This is a genomic window from Burkholderia contaminans (assembly GCF_029633825.1).
Lineage (GTDB): Bacteria > Pseudomonadota > Gammaproteobacteria > Burkholderiales > Burkholderiaceae > Burkholderia > Burkholderia contaminans.
In genome coordinates this window covers 1408114-1428388 of the sequence record NZ_CP090641.1, presented here as the reverse complement: position 1 = coordinate 1428388, position 20275 = coordinate 1408114, and the positions used below count along the sequence as shown (strand labels likewise).

Sequence of the window (20275 nt, the reverse complement as noted above, 5' to 3'; positions counted from 1 at the left end):
TTAACGAGAAAGGCAAGCAAATGAATCGTCGAAGTATCCTGAAAAGTATTGCGCTCGGTGCTGCAAGCGCCGCGGTGGGCGTCGGGGGGCTCGTGCCGGTATCGGCCCGCGCGGCAAACCAGCCGCTGAAGTTGGCGCTGATGGCGCCGATGAGCGGGCCGGCCGCATTTTTCGGCCAAGCCTGCAAAAACAGCGCGGCGATGGCAATCGAGGAGATCAATGCGCGCGGGGGCGTGTTGGGGCGCCCGCTCGAGTTGCTGGTGGGGGACGCCGGCGCCGCACCTTCCGAGTCGGCGCAGACGGCACTCCGTCTCTGGAAGCGCGACAAGGCGGAGGTCTTCGTCGGATCGCACGACAGTGCTGTCCGCACGGCGCTGGAAAGCCTGTTCCGAGGCCAGGTGCCTTACTTCTACACGCCGATGTACGAGGGGGGCGATTGCGCGAAGGGGACCTTCTTCGTCGGCGAGACGCCCGCGCAGCAACTGACGCCGGTCATCCCGTGGCTCACCGCCAAACACCAGGTCAAGCGCTGGTTCCTGATCGGCAACGATTACATCTGGCCGCACAAGTCGAACGAAGTGGCGAAAAAGGCGATTCAGGGTTCCGGCGCGACCGTGGTCGGCGAAGAGTACGTGCCGTTCGACGTCGACAACTTCGACGCGGTACTCGGCAAGATCCGGGACAGCAAGGCGGATGCAGTGTTCATCACGCTGGTGGGCGGATCAGCCGTCACGTTCAACAGAAGTTTCGCGAGCTTCGGCCTCAGCGACAAGATGATCCGTTTCGGCACGATGATCGAAGAAAACACGTTGATCGGCATCGGTGCATCCAACTCTCGGAACCTCTACTCTGCTTCCGGCTTTTTCTCGACGTCAACCGCAACGTCCGCGCAGTTTCTGGAGCGCTATCACAAGCAGTTCGGCGCTTCAGCGGTGTTGAGCAGCATCGGCGAGTCGACGTACGAAGGCATCCTGATGTATGACGCGATGGCCAGGAAGGCGAATGCCGTGTCGATCGGCGATCTGGCGAAGGCGTCCGATGGGGCAAGCTACAAAGGCCCGCGCGGCGTGGTCACGATGAAGTCGCGCAACGTGACGGCCGACATCTTCCTCGCGAAGGCATCAGGCGTCCGCTACGACATCGTCAAGACGTTCTCGCAACTCGGCTCGGCCGAGACCTGTGCGAGCGGAGCGGGTGCGGGTTGAAGTCATGCTGCTCTCCTCTCTTCTCAATCTCGGTTACGCGTGTGCGGCCCTCGCGCTCACGACGATAGGCCTGGCGATCGTGTTCGGGTTGCTGGGCGTGCTGAACATGGCGCATGGCGAGTTCATCATGCTGGGCGCGTACTCGGTGGTCGTCGTGCAGCGTCTCGGGTTACCCGCTTTGCTTGCCATACCGTTGGCGATCGTCGTATGCGTTGTTGTCGGGTGGATCGTCGAGCGCCTGCTGGTTCGCCCTTTGTATCAGCGTCCGTTCGATACCTTGCTCGCGACCTGGGGCGTTTCGATCCTGCTGCGCGAAGGCGTGGTCGCATTGTTCGGAAAGGGTTACCAGGACGTGACCGGTGCGGATGGCGCATCGATCGACGTGCTGGGCACCCCGTATCCGGCATTCCGGCTTGCGATGATGCTCGCGGTGGGCGTCGCATTCGCCGGGCTCGCGGCATGGTACAGCCGCAGCCAGACGGGCGCACGGATTCGAGGCATGGTTGCGAATCCCCTTCTTGCGAAGGCGGCCGGCATCAATACGACCCGACTGGCCAGCGGCACGTTCATCACGGGTGTGGTCCTGGCCGGATTGGCGGGGGTGCTGCTCGCACCGATCGTGCGGGTCGAGCCGTACATGGGCCTCGACTATCTGCTCAATTCGTTTTTCGTGCTCGTCGTCGGCGGCCTGGGCAGCTTGCTTGGTCTCGCGGTAGGCACGTTCGTCATAGGCGGAACGCAGGTCGCGGTGTCGAGTTTCATCGATCAGACGTCGGGTTATACCGCTGTTCTGATCCTGTCCATCTATTTCTTGTGGAGTCGCCCAAATGGCCTCGTCTCGCGCCGTTGAAACGGCCCTCCAGGTTGCCACGGCGGCGATTCTTCTGAGCTTGCCGCTGTGGGCCGGTGACTACAGCGCAAACCAGATCGGGCTTCTGTTGCTGTATGGAATGGCAACGCAAAGCGTTGCTTTGTGCTGGGGGAATTCGGGCTTTTTGCCGCTCGGCCAAAGCCTGTTCTTCGGGCTGGGCGCGTATGTCAGCGCCTTCGTATTGCGCTCCGCCGCCGCGGCCGGCGGCGAATGGCAGATCATTCTGCTTCCGTTTGCAATCGCGGTACCGGCGGCTCTGGCCTATGCCATCGGATTCATCGTCTTTGCGCGCCGGATCGACAGCGGGCCGTTTTTTTCGCTGATTACACTTGCGTTGTGCATGTTGGGGTTTCTGCTGGCCAATCAATGGAGCAGCGTAACCGGCGGCTTCAATGGCTTGACCGATATCCCGGACCTGCCGATGACCGACAGGTATGGAAATCTCTATTACGTGATCGCGGCGGCTGCGGTGGTCGTCACCGCACTGATCACCTGGTTGAACCGCAGGCCGATCGGGACGCTCTGGACAGCCATCTCGGAGAACGAAGATCGCCTCCAGTTCTTTGGATTCGCGACGCACAAGCTGAAGGCTGCCGCCTTCGGCCTCTCGGGCGCGATCGCGGGTTTGGGTGGCGCCCTGTATGCACCTCACGAGGGTCTGGTCGGTCCGCAAGCCGTCGGCGTGGCGTTGTCGGCGCAGTTCGTCATCTGGGCGGCCGTCGGCGGGAAGCGCAGTCCGTTGGGCGCGCAACTCGGCGCAGTCGTGATCGGGCTCCTCGCGGCGACGTGGCGTGATCTGTTCACCTATTGGGAAGTGCTGGTTGCGCTGATTTTCATCGGCGTGGTGCGGCTCTTTCCCGACGGTCTGGCCGGTGCCGCCGCTGCGCTTGCCCGAATGGCGGGTCTACGCGTCGCGAACAGCATTCCGGAGAAACGGATAGAGGCTCACGACATCGCGATGATCGACCTACGACCGGCTGAGTCCACGTTGCTCAGCTTCAGGAAGGTGGAGGTCAGCCAGGGCGGCGTCAACATTCTCAACGGGCTCGATCTCGAAGTCGGGGCAGGGGTCGTCAATTGTTTCATTGGGCCGAATGGCGCCGGCAAGACGTCGACATTCAACGCAATGACGGGCCGCTTGCCCGTCCGTTCAGGTGAAATCCGCTTTCGCGGGGCCGAGATTTCGTCCTCTCAGGCGTGGCAGGTCTCCCGACTGGGCGTCGGCCGCAAGTTTCAGATTCCCACGGTTTTTGCGCAGTTGTCCGTCAACGAGAATCTTCAGATCGCGCTGTGGGCAAATCGGATACGCCCTCGAGAGATGCTGACTGCGGCGCCGCTGCATTGGAATTCGCTTCAACGCGTTCGCACGCTTGAAAAATTCGGGTTTCTTGAATCGAATATGGCGGCTCGTGCGGGCGATCTTTCTCAAGGGATGCGCCAGATGCTGGAGTTCGCGATGGTGGCGATCACCGAGCCGCGTCTGTTGCTCCTCGACGAACCGTGCGCCGGCCTGTCGGCACACGAAACCCGTCACATGATGGACGCGATCACGTCGACCGTGAGCGAACTGGACGCGTCAGCCATCGTGATCGAGCACGACATGAGCGCGCTCGAAAAGATCGCCGACAACGTGGTGGTCCTGCATCAGGGAAGAAGCCTCGCGGTCGGATCTTTGGCGCAAATCAAGATGTCGGAAGACGTCAAGGCCGTCTACTCGGGAGGAAGAAAGTGAGCGAGCTCCGGGGACAAGCAATGCTGAGGTTTTCGTCGATCGTCGCGGGCTATGGCGACACGATGGTGCTCAAGGGGATCAGCGGCGCGGTGACCGCTGGTAGCGTGCTGGGTGTATTCGGCCGCAATGGTGTGGGCAAGTCGACGCTCATGCGCGCTTTGACGGGCGTCATCCAGCCCACGTCCGGTGCCGTCATCGTCAACGGCAGTGACGTCGGCAAAGTGCCGTCGCATCAACGGCGACGTTTGGGGATGAGCTATGCGCCGCAGGAGCGGGTCGTCTTCGACAATTTGAGTGTCGCGGACAACCTGTCACTCGGATTCAAGACCAGGAGTCTCGACGCATACGACGACCTGTTCCGGATTTTCCCGCGTCTGAAAGAGCGGTTGTTCCAGCCGGCCGGGAAGCTGAGCGGCGGCGAAAAAAAGTTGCTTTCCTTCGCCAGAATCATCGCAGAGCGTTCGCCTCTTACGCTGATCGACGAGCCGTCGGAAGGTGTACAGCAGGAGAATCTGGAGCGGATGGCGTCGGTCATCCGGTCTCGAATCGCGGACGGGGCGGCGTTCGTGGTCGTCGAACAGAATCTGACGTTTCTCACGTCGATCGCCGACCATTTCCTCGGTCTGGATCATGGAGAGGTCGTGCTGTCGGGCGACTCGATCGATATGTCTCGCGACCGGCTCGAAGCGGTGTTGGCAGTCTAGTCTCCCGTATCGGGCGATTCGTCGCGTCGTGCGTGCGTTGCCGTCGACCGTGCCGTTCAATCGTCACGACGGCGCGGTCGTGACGGCCGCGGCGACGCAGGCAGCAAGTTCCGCGCGGTTGGAGAATCCCTTCTTGTCCATGATCCGCCGCAAATGGGTGCGCACGGTCGACAGGCTGATGCAGAGAAGACGACCAATATCCTGATCGGTACACCCCTTTGCGACCAGCTGCGCGATCTCGCTCTCACGGTCCGTGAGTCCCGTTGCGCTGCCTGCCCGACGTTTGATGGCGCGGCAAAGGAACGGCTCGATCGCATCGAGCACGAGTTTGTCGCGCATCTCGAACTCAGGCCGATTCCTCGTTCGCCAGATTCTCAGGTCGCTGAGCTGGCGTTCGCCGTCGAAGACAAACACGTTGATCCCGTGATGCAAACCGTCCTGCGCGAGAAACTCGTTGTAGAACTCGCTTTTCTCCAGTGCAGGCCGGTCCATCACTTCCTCCACCAATGTGGCCCTGCGCAGCTTGCAGAGCTGCGCCGTCATCGGGTCGTTGTGCTGGTACCAGCTCGTGTAGCGACGCACATGATCCGAGTCGACGTTGACCGCAATCGGGTCGACGTAGGTTCCTTTTTCGGCATCCCAGTTGTAGGAGACGCAGAAATCGGATCGCAGCAGCCGGGTCAAGTCTGACAAAACGACGCGCCTGACATCCACGATCGGTCCGAGCTCTTCGAGCCGTCCGATGATGTCGCCGAAAAGTCGGAGTTCGTCGAGCGTGAGATCGTGAACTTGTGGCTTCAAGGGTGCCTCATCGGTGGGAAGAATCAGGAGACAGCATGCGTGACAGCCTTGAAAGACTGGTTCGCATTACACACCAAGCATAGCAGCGCAAAAAAACCAGATCAGCAACGACCTTCGCTGCCTCTGTCCGTCCGTTGTATTCATGCCGCAGTCAGGTCCACTGCCTATTGCAGATCGAAAGGGATGCCCGCGCGAGCCTCTGAGCGTCGTGAGCGCGGGCTCAGGCCAAGGTTTCCCTGTCGATATTTCTAACGATGGGGCTCAAAAAACGCTGCCCATAGAGTAGACGCGCAGTGGGAAGCGGACGTGCTGAGACTGTTCGTTGTAGCGAGGCAAGCTGGAGGATTACCCGGAGACGCCTGCCCATTGACCAAACGATTCCGATGCATTTCCAGCGGGACGTTTTCCTCAGTCATTTTCGTCAACGAAAGCTACGCCATAAAATTAGGAAAGCGATATGAATACGGTCATCAAGCGAAGCATGGTGGTGTGCGCCGCGGTCGGGTGCGGCGTGGCACATGCGCAGTCCTCAGTGACGCTGTACGGGCTGGTGGATGCGGGTATTACGTACACGAACAATGCGAAATCGAGCACCGGACATGGCGCGCTCGTGCAGTTTGCGTCCGGGTCTTCGCAGGGAGATCGCTGGGGGCTGACGGGTAAAGAGGACCTGGGTGGCGGACTCAAGGCGATCTTCACGCTCGAAAGCGGTTTTCAACTTTCCAACGGCGCGTTGGCGCAGAGCGGGCTGTTGTTCAATCGCGCAGCCTTTGTCGGCCTTGACGGGCGCTTCGGGACGCTGACGCTCGGTCGGCAGTACGACTTCATCGGCGATATTTTCCCGGCGTACTCGATTGCGGGGAACACGGCGGCGGGTATCCTGGGATGGGGAATCCCGGCGTACGCTGCCGGAGGGTATACGCTCGATAACCGGCTGTGGGGCGATAACGTCAACAACTCGGTGAAGTATCTTTCGCCGACGATTGCGGGTTTCAGTGTCGGCGCGATGTATGGTTTCGGTAATGTCGCCGGCTCGTTGGGCACCAACAGTTCGATGAATTTTCTGCTGAACTACAGCCAAGGCGGGCTTGCTGCATCGCTGTCGTATTTCAAGCAGCATAACGCGACGACTTCCGCAAATTTGACGGAATACGCCGGCGGCGCAACTTACACCCTGGGGAAAGCGCAGATATTTGGCGTAGTAACCGATGTCCAGCTGAGCAGTGGCACCGAAGCTCGGGCGCTGACCTACGACGGTGGCATGACTTACTTTGTCAGGCCCGATATTTCGCTCGGCGCCGGGTTCCAGTTTCAACAGCGCAACAACGGCGTCGGCAGTGCAAACCAGGTAACCATCGGGGCGGATTACTTCATTTCCAAGCGAACTGACGTTTATTTCGTTGGTGCGTTCGCGCACGATCATGCACACGGCGCTCAAATTGAAGCTGCGCTCGGATCGCCGTCCAGCACGAGTTTTCAGACTGCGGCGCGGATTGGCATTCGGCACAAGTTCTAACTCTGTCGAGTGAAAACTGCATGTGTATCGTGCATTGGGTTGGGCAAGGCAGGTGATCCCCCTGCGGCCGTCGTCGACGGCCGCAGGGATCGACATCACTTTGTCGAAGTCAACGCAGAGGCTCTCGTGGCCCTCCGATGCGTGAGGCAACGCCGGCACCGCGTCGTCGCGCTCGGTGCCGCGCAACAGATCGCGATCCGGAGCCGCGGCGGCCTCGAGCCAAAGCGCAGCGCGTCGGTTGCCGCCAGCGAGGGAGCGAAGTGCATTCGCGCGCGCGAGCACCTGGAGGTCGTGCCGGTCGAGCTGCGCACGGCGCGCGAGGTCCGCGACGTCGACGAAGGGGCGCGCTGCGCGTGCGAGCTCGATGCGGCCGGCGACATCCTCGCGCATGCCGCGCAACAGCGAAAAGCCGAGACGCACGGGCGCCGACGTCGTCGGCCCTTCGATCGCCGAATCCCATGTGCTGACGTTGACGTCGACGGGCAGCACTTCAACGCCGCGGCGCTTCGCGTCCTGCAGCAGCTGCGACGGCGAGTAACCGCCTCGGAGAACTGGAAGCCGCACCCATGACATTGATGGCGGCGATGGGGATGGACCGCGAACCAATCCCTGTCCGAGTGCGCAAAGCTGCAGTGCGTGCAAAAGACGGGGCGGGTAGCAAAATCAAATACGCTAGAGACCATGTAGTTGATGGCGTCGACCTCATCCACTTCCGTCCACTCATCCGAGATGAGGTCGGCGGCTAGTCGGAGGCGTAGCTTCCGGTATGTTTGATCAATCTCCTTCGCGTCGCCATACGCACGCCTGGCGTGCACATGGATTCCTCGGTCGGTCGGGCAGCGCGTTGTGTCATAGACAGCCGGTACGGCCTCCCATTGGACTGGCTATTGACTTGCACGTAAAAATGTCACTCGGCTTCTCGCCCAGGGCGCAAAGCCGTTTTCGATTAGATGCGGATACGCCATGTGCCTCGGGCGTACCGGGCCTGTATCGGATGCCTGTATCCGCATCTAATCGAAAGTTGTATTCATATCTAATCGAAAGCCACACACGGGTCGCGCACGTCCGTACTAACCCTGATTAAAAACACTTATCACGGTGAAAAATTCCGCATCTTATTGAACCGATATCGGCTGGATATAGTGGCTCGCTTTCCCGCACGCACCCGTTGCGTGCGCAGACAAACAGCCGGAGCCCCTTGATGTCCACCGATACCCGATTCACCGAAGTCGAGGATCTGATGCCCGCCGCCGGCGGGTTGCGCGAGATCCGTCATCACATCCACCACCACCCCGAACTCGCGTACGAGGAGCACGACACGGCCGCGCTCGTCGCCGAGAAGCTCGAACAGTGGGGCTGGCAGGTGACGCGCGGGGTCGGCAAGACGGGCGTGGTGGGCACGCTGCGCGTGGGCGACGGCACGCGCAGCATCGGTATTCGCGCCGACATGGATGCGTTGCCGATCATCGAGGCGACGGGGCTGCCGTACGCGAGCGGCACGCACGGCAAGATGCACGCGTGCGGCCACGACGGCCACACGACGATGCTGCTCGGCGCCGCGCAGCATCTCGCGAAGACACGCAATTTCTCCGGCACCGTGCATCTGTATTTCCAGCCGGCGGAAGAGCACGGCGTCGACAGCGGCGCGAAGAAGATGATCGACGACGGCCTGTTCGAGCGCTTCCCGTGCGATGCCGTATTCGGCATGCACAACCATCCGGGCGCGGCCCCCGGCGTGTTCCTCACGCGGCGCGGCCCGTTCATGTCGGCCGGCGACAAGGCGATCATCACGATCGAAGGCGTCGGCGGCCACGCGGCGCGGCCGCACCTGACGGTCGACCCGGTGGTCGTGGCGGCGAGCATCGTGATGGCGCTGCAGACGATCGTCGCGCGCAACGTCGACCCCGCGCAGCCGGCGGTCGTCACGGTTGGCTCGATGCATGCGGGCACTGCGAACAACGTGATCCCGAACGGCGCGCGTCTCGAACTCAGCGTGCGCTCGTTCAGCCCGGAAGTGCGCGCGCTGCTCAAGCGCCGCATCACCGAGCTGGCCGAAACGCAGGCGGCGAGCTATGGCGCGACCGCGAACGTCGAATACATCGAAGGCTATCCGGTTGTCGTCAATACGGACGCCGAAACGGATTTCGCAGCACAGGTAGCGCGCGAACTCGTCGGCGACGCGCATGTGGTCGAGCAGACCGACCTGCTGATGGGCAGCGAGGATTTCGCGTTCATGCTGCAGCAGCGGCCGGGCTCGTTCGTGCGGCTCGGCAACGGCGAAGGCGAGGACGGCTGCATGGTGCACAACCCGAAATACGACTTCAACGATCGCAACCTGCCGATCGGTGCGGCGTTCTGGACGCGTTTGGTGGAGCGTTACCTCGGGCAATGATGCCGGCGGCGGGGCGAGCGGCCGGCGCTTCCGGCCGCATTCAGAGTAGAGGATAGCGATGCAGAAAGACCATCTCGCGCTGCACCCCGGCCCGGCCGAAGCCACCGTCACTGACACGCGCAGCACGCCTGCCGTCACGCGGCGCGGTGCGATCGCGGCGGCCGTGATCGGCAACTGGCTGGAATTTTTCGATTTCACCGTGTACGGCTTCTTCGCGGTGCTGATCGGCAAGCTGTTCTTCCCGTCGAGCGACCCGACCACGTCGCTGCTGCTGTCGGTCGCGACGTTCGCGGCCGGCTTCTTCACGCGGCCGCTCGGCAGCGTCGTGCTCGGCGTCTATGCGGACCGCAAGGGGCGCAAGGCCGCGCTGAACCTGACGATCATGCTGATGGCGCTCGGCACGGGCCTGATCGCGATCGCGCCGACCTATGCGCAGGTCGGCGTGGCCGCGCCGCTGCTGGTCGTGTTCGCGCGCTTGCTGCAGGGCTTCTCGCAGGGCGGCGAATTCGGCGCGGCGACATCGACGCTGCTCGAACAGGGCGGCACGTCGCGCCGCGCGTTCCGCGCGAGCTGGCAGCTCGCGACGCAGGGCGGCGCCGCGCTGATGGGCTCGGGCTTCGCGGCGCTGTTGTCGAACACGATGACGAAGGACGCGCTGGAAGGCTGGGGCTGGCGGTTACCGTTTCTCGTCGGCGTGCTGATCGCGCCGGTCGGGATGTTCTTGCGCCGGCGGCTCGCGGACGACGCGCCCGGCGACCGCCATCACGGCATCGAACGCGGCGTGCTGCACGAGCTGTTCTCGAAGCACACGCGCACGGTGCTGCTGCTGATGCTCACGGTGATGGGCGGCACGGTGTCGACCTACATCCTGACGTTCTACATGCCGACCTATGCGATCCACACGCTCGGCCTGCCGATGAAGCTGTCGATGTTCGTCGGCGTCGCATCGGGCTGCGTGATGCTGGTCACGTGCCCGCTGTTCGGCTGGTTGTCGGACAGGCTCGGCAGCCGGCGCCTGCCGATCTTCGTCGGCCGCGGCGTGCTGGTCGCGCTGCTGTTCCCCGCGTTCTGGCTGATGAACCATCACCCGACGCTGTCGGTGATCCTGCCGCTGACCGCGCTGATGCTGCTGTTCTATTCGCTCGGCTCGGCGTCGGAAATGGCGCTGATGTGCGAGTCGTTGCCGCGCCACGTGCGCGCGACCGGCATCTCGATCGCGTATGCGCTCGCGGTGACGATCTTCGGCGGCACCGCGCAGCTGATCGCGACGTGGCTCGTGAAGACGACCGGCAGCAAGCTCGCGCCGGCCGGCTACGTGGCCGCGTGCGTGGTGCTGTCGCTGATCGCGGTGGCGATGCTGCGCGAGACGGCGCGGGATTCGATGGACTGACGCGCAGCGCGGCGCAGCATGACGGTCGGCAGACGGTCTTACGCGCTTACCGCCCGCGCACCACCCTCAGGTACGACGCGAGCATCGTCGCGAGTTCCTGCGCGGCCGGCGTGAGCGGCACGGCCGCGCGTTGCAGCAGGCAGATGTCCTGCGATTCGGCCTGTTCGCGCACGGGCACCTTCGCGAGCGCACCGGCAAACGGCCCGTGCCGCGTCACGGCTTCTGTTTCGAGCGACAGGCAATCGGTCTGCGTGACGAGCTGCAGCGTCTCGAACATCCCTTCGACGGTGGCGAGGATCTTCGGCGGTGGCAGGCCGTGCACGTCGAAGTACGCGAGCAGCCGGTTGACGACGGGGTCTGCGCTCAGGTTCGGCGAGCGCGTCGACACCCACGCGTAGTCGGCCAGCTCGGCGAGCGATTTCGCGTGCATTGCCGGATGCCCGTGGCGGCACACGACCACCGGTGCGGACGAGCGCAGCGGCGTGACCGCGAGATCGGTCGTGTCGGTCTGCTTCGCGACGAGCGCGATCGCGAAATCGACCGCGCTTTCGCGCAGCCAGCCGATCATCATCCGCGACGTGCCGGTGCGCAGATGCACGTCGACCTTGTCGAAGCGCGCGCGGAACGCGCTCAGCACCGGCGCGAACGCATCGATCAGCGGCTCGGCCACGAGGCCGAGCGTAACGGTGCCTTCGTACGCGCCGCTCAGTTGCCGGATCTCCCGCTCGACCTGCTCGCATTCGCCGAGGATCGAACCGGAGCGCGCGAGCAGCCGCTGGCCGACGGCCGTCGGCACGATCCCGCGATTGGTGCGCGTGAACAGCGTCGCGCCGAGCGTTGCCTCGAGGCTCTGCAACTGCTGCGTGACGCCGCTCTGCGCGAGATCGAGCGCGCGTGCGGCGGCGCGCAGGCTGCCGTGCTCGACGACGGCCTGGAAGATGCGGAGCTGGGAGAGCGTGAACGCCATGTGCGAGCGCGGGGCCGGTGATCGGGAAAAGTGATCATGATAAGGCAGCGGGCGATTCCGGCGGCGGCGCGTGCGCACTACGATCGCAGGCAGTCCGGCTCGTGCCGTTTGCCCTTCGTCCTGCCCTTCGTCGACCATGAAACGTACTCTCCTTCCGCTCGTTTCCCTGTGCCTTGCGTTCGCGGCCGGCGCCGCACACGCGCTCGATGCGCGCCCCGTGCGCCTCGGCATCGATCCGACCTATCCTCCGATGGATTCGAAGGCGCCCGACGGCAGCCTGAAGGGCTTCGACGTCGATCTGGGCAACGAGATCTGCCGCCGCGCGCAGTTGCGCTGCCAGTGGATCGAGCTCGAATTCTCCGGGATGATTCCCGCGCTGCAGGCGCGCAAGATCGACGCGATCCTGTCGTCGATGGCGATCACCGGGAAGCGCGAGAAGCAGATCCTGTTCTCGTCTAAGCTGTTCCGTTTCAAGTCGCGGCTCGTCGCGCGGCCCGGCAGCGGCGTCGACAGCACGACCGCGTCGCTTGCGGGCAAGCGCGTCGGCGTGCAGTCGGGCACGCAGTTCGAATCGTGGGCGCTCGCGCACTGGGCGCCGGCCGGCGTCAGCGTGGTGCCGTACAAGAGCCAGGACGACGTGTTCGCCGATCTCGTCAACGGCCGCCTCGACGCGGCGCTGCTGGGCACCGTGGAAGCCGACTACGGCTTCCTGCGCACGCCGAAGGGCAACGGTTTCGCGTTCGTCGGTGCGCCGCTCGACATGGGCGATCGTGGCGTGGGCATCGGCATGCGGCAGTCGGATACGGCGCTCAAGGCGTCGATCGACGGCGCGATCGCGTCGATGCTGAAGGACGGCACGTACGACCGGATCGCGAAGAAGTATTTCGACTTCAACCCGTACGGCGATTGAGCGCCGTGCGACCTTGACGTTTCACCCGTTTCTTCGTTTTCATTTCGTTCGAGACCATCGATGCAGATTCGCACCACGCCGCTCCTGTCGCCGTCGATCGGCACGCAGCGCACGCTGACGAGCTTTCATTTCGGGCCGGCCGACACCGGCCGCAAGATCTACCTGCAGGCCGCGCTGCACGCGGACGAGACGCCCGCGATGCTCGCGGCGTTCGTGCTGAAGCAGCGTCTCGCGCAACTCGATGCCGACGGCCGGCTGGCAGCCGAGATCGTGCTTGTGCCGGTCGCGAATCCGGTCGGCCTCAATCATCATCTGCTCGGGCAGTTCATCGGCCGTTTCGATCTGGCGAGCGGCCGCAACTTCAATCGCGGCTTCCTGCCGCTCGCGGAAATCGCCGCGCGTGCGCGCGACCGGCTCGGTGACGACGGCGAACGCAATCGCGCGATCGTGCGCGAATGCGTCGGCGCGGCGCTCGACGAGATCGCGCCGCGGACGGAGTTCGATTCACTGCAGCTGGCGCTGCTGAAGCTGTCGCTCGACGCCGATGTGGTGATCGACCTGCATTGTTCGCTCGAAGCGGTGATGCACGTGTACACGAGCGATACCGCATGGCCGGAAGTCGAGCCGCTCGCGCGTTATCTCGGCTCGGAGGTGTCGCTGCTCGCCGAGGATTCGGGCGGGCATGCGTTCGACGATGCGCATCACCTGCTGTGGACGCAGTTGCGGCAGCACTTGCCGGCGGGCACGCCGATGGCGGCCGGCACCGTGGCCGTGACGGTCGAGTGCCGTGGCCAGCGCGACGTGACGTACGACCATGCGGAACGCGATGCCGATGCGCTCGTCGACTATCTCGTATGGCGCGGCGCGGTGCAGGGCGAACGCAAGCCGCTGCCGCCGCTCGCCGCGCCGGCCACGCCGCTGGCAGGCAGCGAGCAGTTCCATGCGCCGGTGAGCGGGATCCTCGTACACCGCGCGGCGATCGGCGCGACGATCCGCGCCGGCGATCCGCTGTTCGACATCGTCGATCCGCTGACGGACAAGATCACGACGATCTCGAGCGCGACCGACGGCGTGTTCTATATGCGCCGCGCGATCCGCTTCGTGACGGCCGGCGCGCCGCTCGGCCGCGTGACGGGCACGGTGCCGGTGCGCAAGGGGATGTTGCTCGGCGCGTGAGCGGTGCGCCGTCCTACCGGTGCGCGGCGCAATTTCGTTCTTGTCAAATTGACCGCCATTCCGCGCGTCACTAAATTGTGCGGCGCGGAGCTCGCTCCGTGTTCCGTGAGAAGAACGTTGCAATCACGTGGAGTTGATACGGGCAGCCCTGGGCTGCCCGTTTTTTTGCTCGATTGTCGTATCAGTGATATGACAATCGAGCCGGACCCGTCGTTGCATCGGTTTTTCGGGAAGCCGTACGTCGTGACGGCCCCGCCCGTTACTCACCCCCGCCGCGCCACCAGCTCCGACACCGTCTGCGCGGCCTGCTGCAGCGGCCCGAGAAACTCCTTCACCATCTGCTTCGCGGTATGTCGCTGCGCGTTGCCGCTGATGTTCATTGCCGCGATGATTTGCCCACGCCGGTTGCGAATCGGCGCGGACAACGACATGAGGCCCACTTCGAGTTCCTGGTCGACCACGGCCCAGCCCTGTTGGCGCACCTGCGCGATCGCCGCCTTCAGTTCGCCGAGGTCGGTGATCGTGCGCGGTGTATGCGCGCGGATGCCGCTTTGCGCGAGCGTCTCGTCGAGCTCGGCGTCGTCGAGCGCGGACAGCAGCACGCGGCCCATCGACGTGCAGTACGCGGGCAGCCGGCTGCCGATCGACAGGTTGATCGTCATGATCTTGCGGGTCGGCACGCGCAGCACGTAGACGATCTCGGTGCGGTCGAGCACGGCTGCCGAGCAGCTTTCGTGGATCTGCGCCGACAGCTGCTCCATCACGGGATCGGCGAGATTCCAGAACGGCATCGACGTGAGGTACGCGAAGCCGAGCTCGAGGATCTTCGGCGTGAGCCGGAACAGCCGGCCGTCGGCCTCGACGTAGCCGAGCGTCTGCAGCGTGAGCAGGATCCGGCGCGCGCCCGCGCGCGTGAGCCCGGTGGCCGACGCGACCTCGGTGAGCGTCTGCTCCGGGCGGGCCGCGTCGAATGCGCGGATCACCGCGAGGCCGCGCGCGAACGACTGGACATAGGAGTCGCCGGGTTTCGTCTGAGTGTCTTCGGTTGTCATGAGCGCCTGGAATATCGTGCAGCCGAGAAGATAGCGCATGGGGCCTGACACGCCAACCGCGCGGCGGACCGCGCGCTTGACAGGTCGTCCCCGCACTCCCTATGATGCGTTGAACGTTCGATACACGATCTTATGTTCGTATATAGAACATTTAAGCGCATCCCGACGGGCAATGCAAGGGGCGCGCCCTGTTCATTCCCCCAGCCTGTCCTGGGACCGGAGACACTGATGACCGAAGCTTTTCTGTGTGATGCGATCCGTACGCCGATCGGGCGTTACGGCGGTGCACTGTCCGGCGTGCGCGCCGACGACCTGGGCGCGGTGCCGCTCAAGGCGCTCGTCGAGCGCAACCGCGACGTCGACTGGGCGGCGATCGACGACGTGATCTACGGCTGCGCGAACCAGGCCGGCGAGGACAACCGTAACGTCGCGCGCATGTCGGCGCTGCTCGCAGGGCTGCCGCAGGGCGTGCCGGGTTCGACGATCAACCGCCTGTGCGGTTCCGGCATGGATGCGGTCGGCGTGGCCGCGCGTGCGATCAAGTCCGGCGAGGCCGCGCTGATGGTCGCGGGCGGCGTCGAGAGCATGACGCGCGCGCCGTTCGTGATGGGCAAGGCCGCGAGCGCGTTCGCGCGCCAGGCCGACATCTACGATACGACGATCGGCTGGCGCTTCGTCAATCCGCTGATGAAACAGCTGCACGGCGTCGATTCGATGCCGGAGACGGCCGAGAACGTCGCGGTCGACTACAACATCAGCCGCGCCGACCAGGACCTGTTCGCGCTGCGCAGCCAGCAGAAGGCCGCGCGCGCGCAGCAGGACGGCACGCTCGCCGAGGAAATCGTCGCGGTCACGATTGCGCAGAAGAAGGGCGATCCGCTGGTCGTGTCGCGCGACGAGCATCCGCGCGAAACATCGCTCGAAACGCTGGCGAAGCTGAAGGGCGTCGTGCGCCCGGACGGCTCGGTGACGGCCGGCAACGCGTCGGGCGTCAACGACGGCGCTGCCGCGCTGCTGCTCGCGAACGAAGAAACCGCGAAGCGCTTCGGCCTGACGCCGCGCGCACGCGTGCTGGGTATCGCGACGGCCGGCGTCGCGCCGCGCGTGATGGGCATCGGGCCCGCGCCGGCCACGCAGAAGCTGCTCGCCCGGCTCGGGATGACGATCGACCAGTTCGACGTGATCGAGCTGAACGAGGCGTTCGCGTCGCAAGGTCTCGCGGTGCTGCGCATGCTCGGCGTGGCCGACGACGATCCCCGCGTGAACCCGAACGGCGGCGCGATCGCGCTGGGCCATCCGCTCGGCGCGTCGGGCGCGCGTCTCGTGACGACCGCGATGTACCAGCTGCATCGCACGAACGGCCGCTTTGCGCTGTGCACGATGTGCATCGGCGTCGGCCAGGGCATCGCGATCGCAATCGAACGCGTCTGACCTGCGTCGCACGGCGAAGCGGCAGGTTACCGCTTCGCGCTGTCCGAAACGATGCGCGGCACGAGGGTTCTCATGCCGCGCATCGTCGTTAACCGGCCTGCGACAACTGCTTGAGGCGCGCATCGAGCGCATCGATCTCGGTGTCCGCGAACACTTCGATGCCATGCTCGCGCAGCAACGCCGCCGTGACACCGGCGCCCGCGTGCCGCCGGTTCTCGAAACGCCCGTCATAGATGAACGTGCTGCCGCACGACGGACTGCCGTCGGCGAGGATCGCGAAGCGGCAATCGTGCGCGCGCGCGAGGGCCAGCGCGGTGTGCGCGCCGGACACGAACGGTGCGGTCACGTCGGCGCCGTTGACATCGACGATGCGCGCGGCGCCCGCCAGCACCCGCTGCCCCGATTCGCCGTCGGCGATTTCGGCGGGCGGGCGCGGCACGCTGAAGCCGCCGGCCAGTTCGGGGCAGACCGGCACGAGGCGCCCTTCGCGCTGCCACCGTTCGAGCGCCTCGTGCGCGGCGGTCTTGGCCGAGCCGTTGTAACGGACCGGATGACCGACCACGCACATGCTGACGAGGATCTTCGGCATGGCTTGCTGCTGCGCTTCGTCCTGCAATTTTGCTCTCCGTGATGCCGTGATGCCGATGGAGGCCGCGGCAAAGCGGGATATTCTACGTTTCACCCGTGCGCCGGTGCGTCAGGCGGTCGGCGCTTCCAGATGAATGTCTTCCGGCTCGAGCGCGTACAGCGCCGGGTCGGGCGATGCGCTGACCGTGAAGCCGAGCCGCAGGTAGAAGTCGATCGTGTTCCGCGACGGCGTCGCGGACACGTACAGGCGCGCAGCACCCATCGCGCGCGCCTGCTCGCGCGCCGCGCGGTAGAGCTGCTCGCCGAGCCCGCAGCCGCGCCAGTCGTGGCTCACGTGCAGGAACTTCAACTGCAGCATGTCGCCGCGCGGGCCGAGCGGCTGGCTGTCGACGAAGACCGCCGCGACGAGCCGCGCGCCGTCGAACATGCCGACGCACCAGCCGCCGCGATCGTGGCAGTCGAGCAGGATCGGCGTGTAGTGGTCGGCCTCGCCGTCGGGCCAGCCCGCGACGTCGTAAAAGTCGGGAACGAGATGCAGCGCACCGTCGCGCAGCACGTACAGGTGCTCGATGATCTCGCGCCGGTCGATGGTCCACACGAGCGGCACGTCGTCGCGCGTGAGCCGGCGGGCGACCAGTGCGTCGCGTTCGGCGGCGGTGCGGCGCGTCATGCGGCCTCCCGATGCGCGGCGATCGCAAACATCAGCGGCAGGCGCGGCATGCCGTCGGGCGGCACCATCCGGCGGCCGTCCAGCTCACGCATGCCGTCGAAGCCTTTCCAGCCGTTCGCATACGGATATTCGGTCAGGCGGTCGATCACGAGCCCGGCCGATACGAGCGCGTTCACGACTTCGCCGATGCCCCACATGAACTCGTAGCTCGGATGCGGGTTCGCGAAATCGACGACGCCCGGATGGTCGTGCTGCGCGCCGAGCCCCGTGCCGGATGCGGCAACATAATCGCCGACCCCTGCCGGCTCCTCGGTCGCATCGCCTTTGAAATAGTCGTAGTGCGGCTTCCAGTGTTCGTCGAAATACAGCGCGAACGGATGGAACTCGACCATCGCGAAACGGCCGCCGGGCGCGAGCAGCGCAGCGATCCCGCGTGCCCACGCGTTCAGGTCGGACAGCCAGCAGATCGCGCCGTACGACGTGAACACGCGAGCGAAGCGCTCGCCGCGCGCGGCGGCCTCGGGCATCCAGTCGAGCACGTCGGCGCGCTCGAAGCGTGCGGGCAGGCCCGCGTCGGCCGACAGTTGTCGTGCGAAGGCGATCGCTTCGTCGGAGATGTCGACGCCCGTCGCGTCCGCACCGGCGCGCACGAGGCTCAGCGTGTCCTGTCCCGCGTTGCACTGCAGGTGCAGGAGCCGCAGCCCGCTGACGTCGCCGAGCAGTTCGCGTTCTTCCGGAAAGAGCGTCGAGCCGCCTGCGCGGAAAAATGCGGCCTGATCGCCTTTATGGCTGTTATGCGCGACTGTCGCCGTATTCCAGGACAGCCGATTCAGTTCGTGCAATGCCTTTTTCATCGAATTCGAATGCTGGTTGAATAGAGCAGGATAGATGGAATCGTTTCGCCGAGTGTAACGGCCGATCGCATTGACCTGCCGCGCGGCTTGGCCGGGCGGCGCGGCGTGGCATATGAATGAACGCGCGTGGCGAATATTGCCGGATTATTTGATCGAAATCATGGTGGCCGCCGAATTGAATATTTTATGCGAAGAAAGGGTAAGGTTTTTCCCCAATATGCCGACAGTCAGATGAAGACCGTCGTAAAGCGATAAACCGTTTTTCGGCTACTGAGCGTGAAGTCAGCGCGACGCGGACGTCAGATCCGCTTTTCGGAGCCTTGCATGCGCAATAACCAGCCCGTTACCCAACAGGAATTCGATTTTCCCGACGACGTCACGCTGATGTCGACGACCGACGCAGACAGCATCATCACCTACGCCAACACGACGTTCGCACAGGTGAGCGGCTTCACGAACGAGGAACTCGTCGGCCAGCCGCACAACGTGGTGCGCCACCCGGACATGCCGCGCGAAGCGTTTGCCGACATGTGGGCGACGCTCAGGCGCGGCGAGCCGTGGACCGCGCTCGTGAAGAACCGCCGCAGGAACGGCGATCACTACTGGGTGCGTGCGAACGCGATTCCCGTGATGCGCAACGGCGAGCCGCAAGGCTACATGTCGGTGCGCACGAAGGCGCCGCACGACGAGTCCGAGGCTGCCGATGCGCTGTATCGCGCGTTCCGCGAAGGCAAGGCCGGCCAGCGCCGGTTCCACAAGGGGCTGGTGATCCGCACGGGGCTGATGCGCATCGCGTCGCTGTCGCAGACGATGTCGGTGCGCGCGCGTGTGCACTCGGCGCTGTGCGTGCTTGCGCCGGCGGTCGTTGGCGCGGGCTGGGCATGCGGGCTGGCGGGCGGCGGGCTCGCGGCGTTTGCCGGCGTGACGGTCGGCGTGACGGCGGCGGCCGGCCTGTGGCTCGATGCGCAGATCGTGCGTCCGCTGAAGCGGCTGCACGACCAGGCGCTGAACGTCGCGACCGGTGAAAGCCGACGCGGCGTGCGGATGAACCGTGTCGACGAGATCGGCATGACGCTGCGCACGATCAACCAGCTCGCGCTGATGTTCCGCTGGCTCGTCGACGACGTCAGCGAGCAGGTGCACAACGTGCAGCGTGCGAGCAACGAGATCGCGCAGGGCAACAACGACCTGAGCGCGCGTACCGAGCAGGCGGCGTCGAGCGTGCAGGAGACGGCCGCGTCGATGGCCGAGATGACCGCGACCGTCGACAGCAACGCCGAGACCGCGCTGCAGGCGAACCGGCTCGCGATGTCGGCCAGCGAGGCGGCCGGGCGTGGCGGACAGGCGGTGGGCGAGGTCGTCACGACGATGAGCGACATCACGGCCAGTTCTCGTAAGATTGCCGACATCATCGGCGTGATCGACGGCATCGCGTTCCAGACCAACATCCTTGCGCTGAACGCGGCCGTGGAAGCGGCACGCGCAGGCGAGCAGGGGCGCGGCTTCGCGGTGGTTGCGGGCGAGGTGCGGGCACTCGCGCAGCGCAGCGCGAATGCGGCGAAGGAGATCAAGACGCTGATCGGCGCGAGCGTCGAGCGCGTCGAATCGGGCGCGCGGCGTGTGGACGAGGCAGGCAAGACGATGGAGGACATCGTTGCGCAGGTGAAGCGTGTGTCGGATTTGATCGCGGAAATCAGCTCGTCGACGGCCGAGCAGAGCACGGGGGTTGCGCAGGTCGATCAGGCAGTCGTGCATCTGGACAACATCACGCAGCAGAACGCAGCGCTGGTCGAGCAGAGCACGGCAGCGTCGGAGAGCCTGAAGCAGCAGGCAACGCGTCTCGTGGATGCGGTGAACGTGTTCCGGTGATCGTCGGGGCGCGCACGTGATGTGCGCGCCAAATCAATACATCCGGGTCGACGCGCGCAATGCGCGTTCAGGGTTTTAGATTAATTTGAAATGCGCCAAACGAGAAATATTCGTATTCAAATTTCACGTTTTTGATTTGGATCAATT

General features: G+C 64.7%; 17 protein-coding genes and 1 pseudogene. 11 read left to right on the top strand and 7 right to left on the bottom strand.

The window, feature by feature from the left end:
- The first annotated feature begins 20 nt into the window (after nt 1-20).
- The 4 genes from LXE91_RS24035 to LXE91_RS24020 are packed head-to-tail and all read left to right on the top strand — an operon-like array spanning nt 21 to nt 4512.
- The gene (locus LXE91_RS24035; protein WP_039350033.1) at nt 21-1205 is read left to right on the top strand and encodes a substrate-binding domain-containing protein; all 1185 of its coding nucleotides are present in this window, start codon (nt 21-23) and stop codon (nt 1203-1205) included.
- 4 nt (nt 1206-1209) lie between these two features.
- Nucleotides 1210-2055, top strand: a complete 846-nt coding sequence (locus tag LXE91_RS24030; RefSeq protein ID WP_039350036.1) for a branched-chain amino acid ABC transporter permease — start codon at nt 1210-1212, stop codon at nt 2053-2055.
- A complete protein-coding gene (locus LXE91_RS24025) occupies nt 2033-3808 on the top strand; it encodes a branched-chain amino acid ABC transporter ATP-binding protein/permease (protein ID WP_039350038.1) in 1776 nt (591 codons plus the stop codon). Before LXE91_RS24030 ends, LXE91_RS24025 begins: the two co-directional genes overlap by 23 nt.
- A 20-nt stretch (nt 3809-3828) precedes the next feature.
- A complete protein-coding gene (locus LXE91_RS24020) occupies nt 3829-4512 on the top strand; it encodes an ABC transporter ATP-binding protein (protein WP_039350041.1) in 684 nt (227 codons plus the stop codon).
- A gap of 63 nt (nt 4513-4575) precedes the next feature.
- On the opposite strand, the gene LXE91_RS24015 is transcribed toward LXE91_RS24020, so the two are convergent.
- A complete protein-coding gene (locus tag LXE91_RS24015) occupies nt 4576-5313 on the bottom strand; it encodes a helix-turn-helix transcriptional regulator (RefSeq protein ID WP_039350043.1) in 738 nt (245 codons plus the stop codon).
- A gap of 457 nt (nt 5314-5770) precedes the next feature.
- On the opposite strand from LXE91_RS24015, the gene LXE91_RS24010 reads away from it, so the two are divergent.
- On the top strand, nt 5771-6829 hold the full coding sequence (locus LXE91_RS24010; RefSeq protein ID WP_052760104.1) for a porin: 1059 nt from the start codon (nt 5771-5773) through the stop codon (nt 6827-6829).
- Nucleotides 6830-6952: 123 nt separating this feature from the next.
- Here LXE91_RS24010 and LXE91_RS24005 read toward each other — a convergent pair.
- Nucleotides 6953-7372, bottom strand: a pseudogene (locus LXE91_RS24005) (helix-hairpin-helix domain-containing protein); the annotation flags it as partial.
- Nucleotides 7373-8030: 658 nt separating this feature from the next.
- On the opposite strand from LXE91_RS24005, the gene LXE91_RS24000 reads away from it, so the two are divergent.
- Nucleotides 8031-9221 (top strand): M20 aminoacylase family protein, encoded by a 1191-nt coding sequence (locus LXE91_RS24000; RefSeq protein ID WP_039367934.1) that lies wholly within the window; start codon nt 8031-8033, stop codon nt 9219-9221.
- 58 nt (nt 9222-9279) lie between these two features.
- A complete protein-coding gene (locus tag LXE91_RS23995; RefSeq protein WP_039367931.1) occupies nt 9280-10611 on the top strand; it encodes an MFS transporter in 1332 nt (443 codons plus the stop codon).
- Between the two features lie 46 nt (nt 10612-10657).
- Here LXE91_RS23995 and LXE91_RS23990 read toward each other — a convergent pair whose 3' ends face one another.
- Nucleotides 10658-11578: a LysR family transcriptional regulator gene (locus LXE91_RS23990; protein ID WP_039367928.1), complete on the bottom strand. Its 921-nt coding sequence runs from the start codon at nt 11576-11578 to the stop codon at nt 10658-10660.
- Between the two features lie 136 nt (nt 11579-11714).
- Here LXE91_RS23990 and LXE91_RS23985 point away from each other — a divergent pair, with 136 nt between their 5' ends.
- Together LXE91_RS23985 and LXE91_RS23980 are read left to right on the top strand one after the other, a co-directional pair.
- The gene (locus tag LXE91_RS23985) at nt 11715-12488 is read left to right on the top strand and encodes a transporter substrate-binding domain-containing protein (protein ID WP_039367926.1); all 774 of its coding nucleotides are present in this window, start codon (nt 11715-11717) and stop codon (nt 12486-12488) included.
- A gap of 60 nt (nt 12489-12548) precedes the next feature.
- Complete coding sequence (locus LXE91_RS23980; RefSeq protein WP_039367924.1) at nt 12549-13664, top strand: succinylglutamate desuccinylase/aspartoacylase family protein; 1116 nt, start codon at nt 12549-12551, stop codon at nt 13662-13664.
- A 263-nt stretch (nt 13665-13927) separates the two neighbouring features.
- On the opposite strand, the gene LXE91_RS23975 is transcribed toward LXE91_RS23980, so the two are convergent.
- Nucleotides 13928-14716 carry an IclR family transcriptional regulator gene (locus LXE91_RS23975; protein WP_039367952.1) on the bottom strand — a complete coding sequence of 263 codons (789 nt, stop codon included), beginning with the start codon at nt 14714-14716 and terminating at the stop codon, nt 13928-13930.
- 228 nt (nt 14717-14944) lie between these two features.
- Between LXE91_RS23975 and pcaF the strand changes: the two genes are divergently transcribed.
- Nucleotides 14945-16147: a 3-oxoadipyl-CoA thiolase gene (gene pcaF / locus LXE91_RS23970; protein WP_039367922.1), complete on the top strand. Its 1203-nt coding sequence runs from the start codon at nt 14945-14947 to the stop codon at nt 16145-16147.
- 88 nt (nt 16148-16235) lie between these two features.
- Here pcaF and LXE91_RS23965 read toward each other — a convergent pair whose 3' ends face one another.
- From LXE91_RS23965 to LXE91_RS23955, 3 genes are all read right to left on the bottom strand, one after another.
- On the bottom strand, nt 16236-16736 hold the full coding sequence (locus tag LXE91_RS23965; RefSeq protein ID WP_095146163.1) for a 2-thiouracil desulfurase family protein: 501 nt from the start codon (nt 16734-16736) through the stop codon (nt 16236-16238).
- 108 nt (nt 16737-16844) lie between these two features.
- A complete protein-coding gene (locus LXE91_RS23960) occupies nt 16845-17405 on the bottom strand; it encodes a GNAT family N-acetyltransferase (RefSeq protein WP_039367917.1) in 561 nt (186 codons plus the stop codon).
- Nucleotides 17402-18259 carry a class I SAM-dependent methyltransferase gene (locus tag LXE91_RS23955; protein WP_039367915.1) on the bottom strand — a complete coding sequence of 286 codons (858 nt, stop codon included), beginning with the start codon at nt 18257-18259 and terminating at the stop codon, nt 17402-17404. The genes LXE91_RS23960 and LXE91_RS23955 overlap by 4 nt, the downstream gene beginning before the upstream one ends.
- Before the next feature lie 324 nt (nt 18260-18583).
- On the opposite strand from LXE91_RS23955, the gene LXE91_RS23950 reads away from it, so the two are divergent.
- The gene (locus LXE91_RS23950; RefSeq protein ID WP_039367914.1) at nt 18584-20128 is read left to right on the top strand and encodes a methyl-accepting chemotaxis protein; all 1545 of its coding nucleotides are present in this window, start codon (nt 18584-18586) and stop codon (nt 20126-20128) included.
- The last annotated feature ends 147 nt before the right edge of the window (nt 20129-20275 follow it).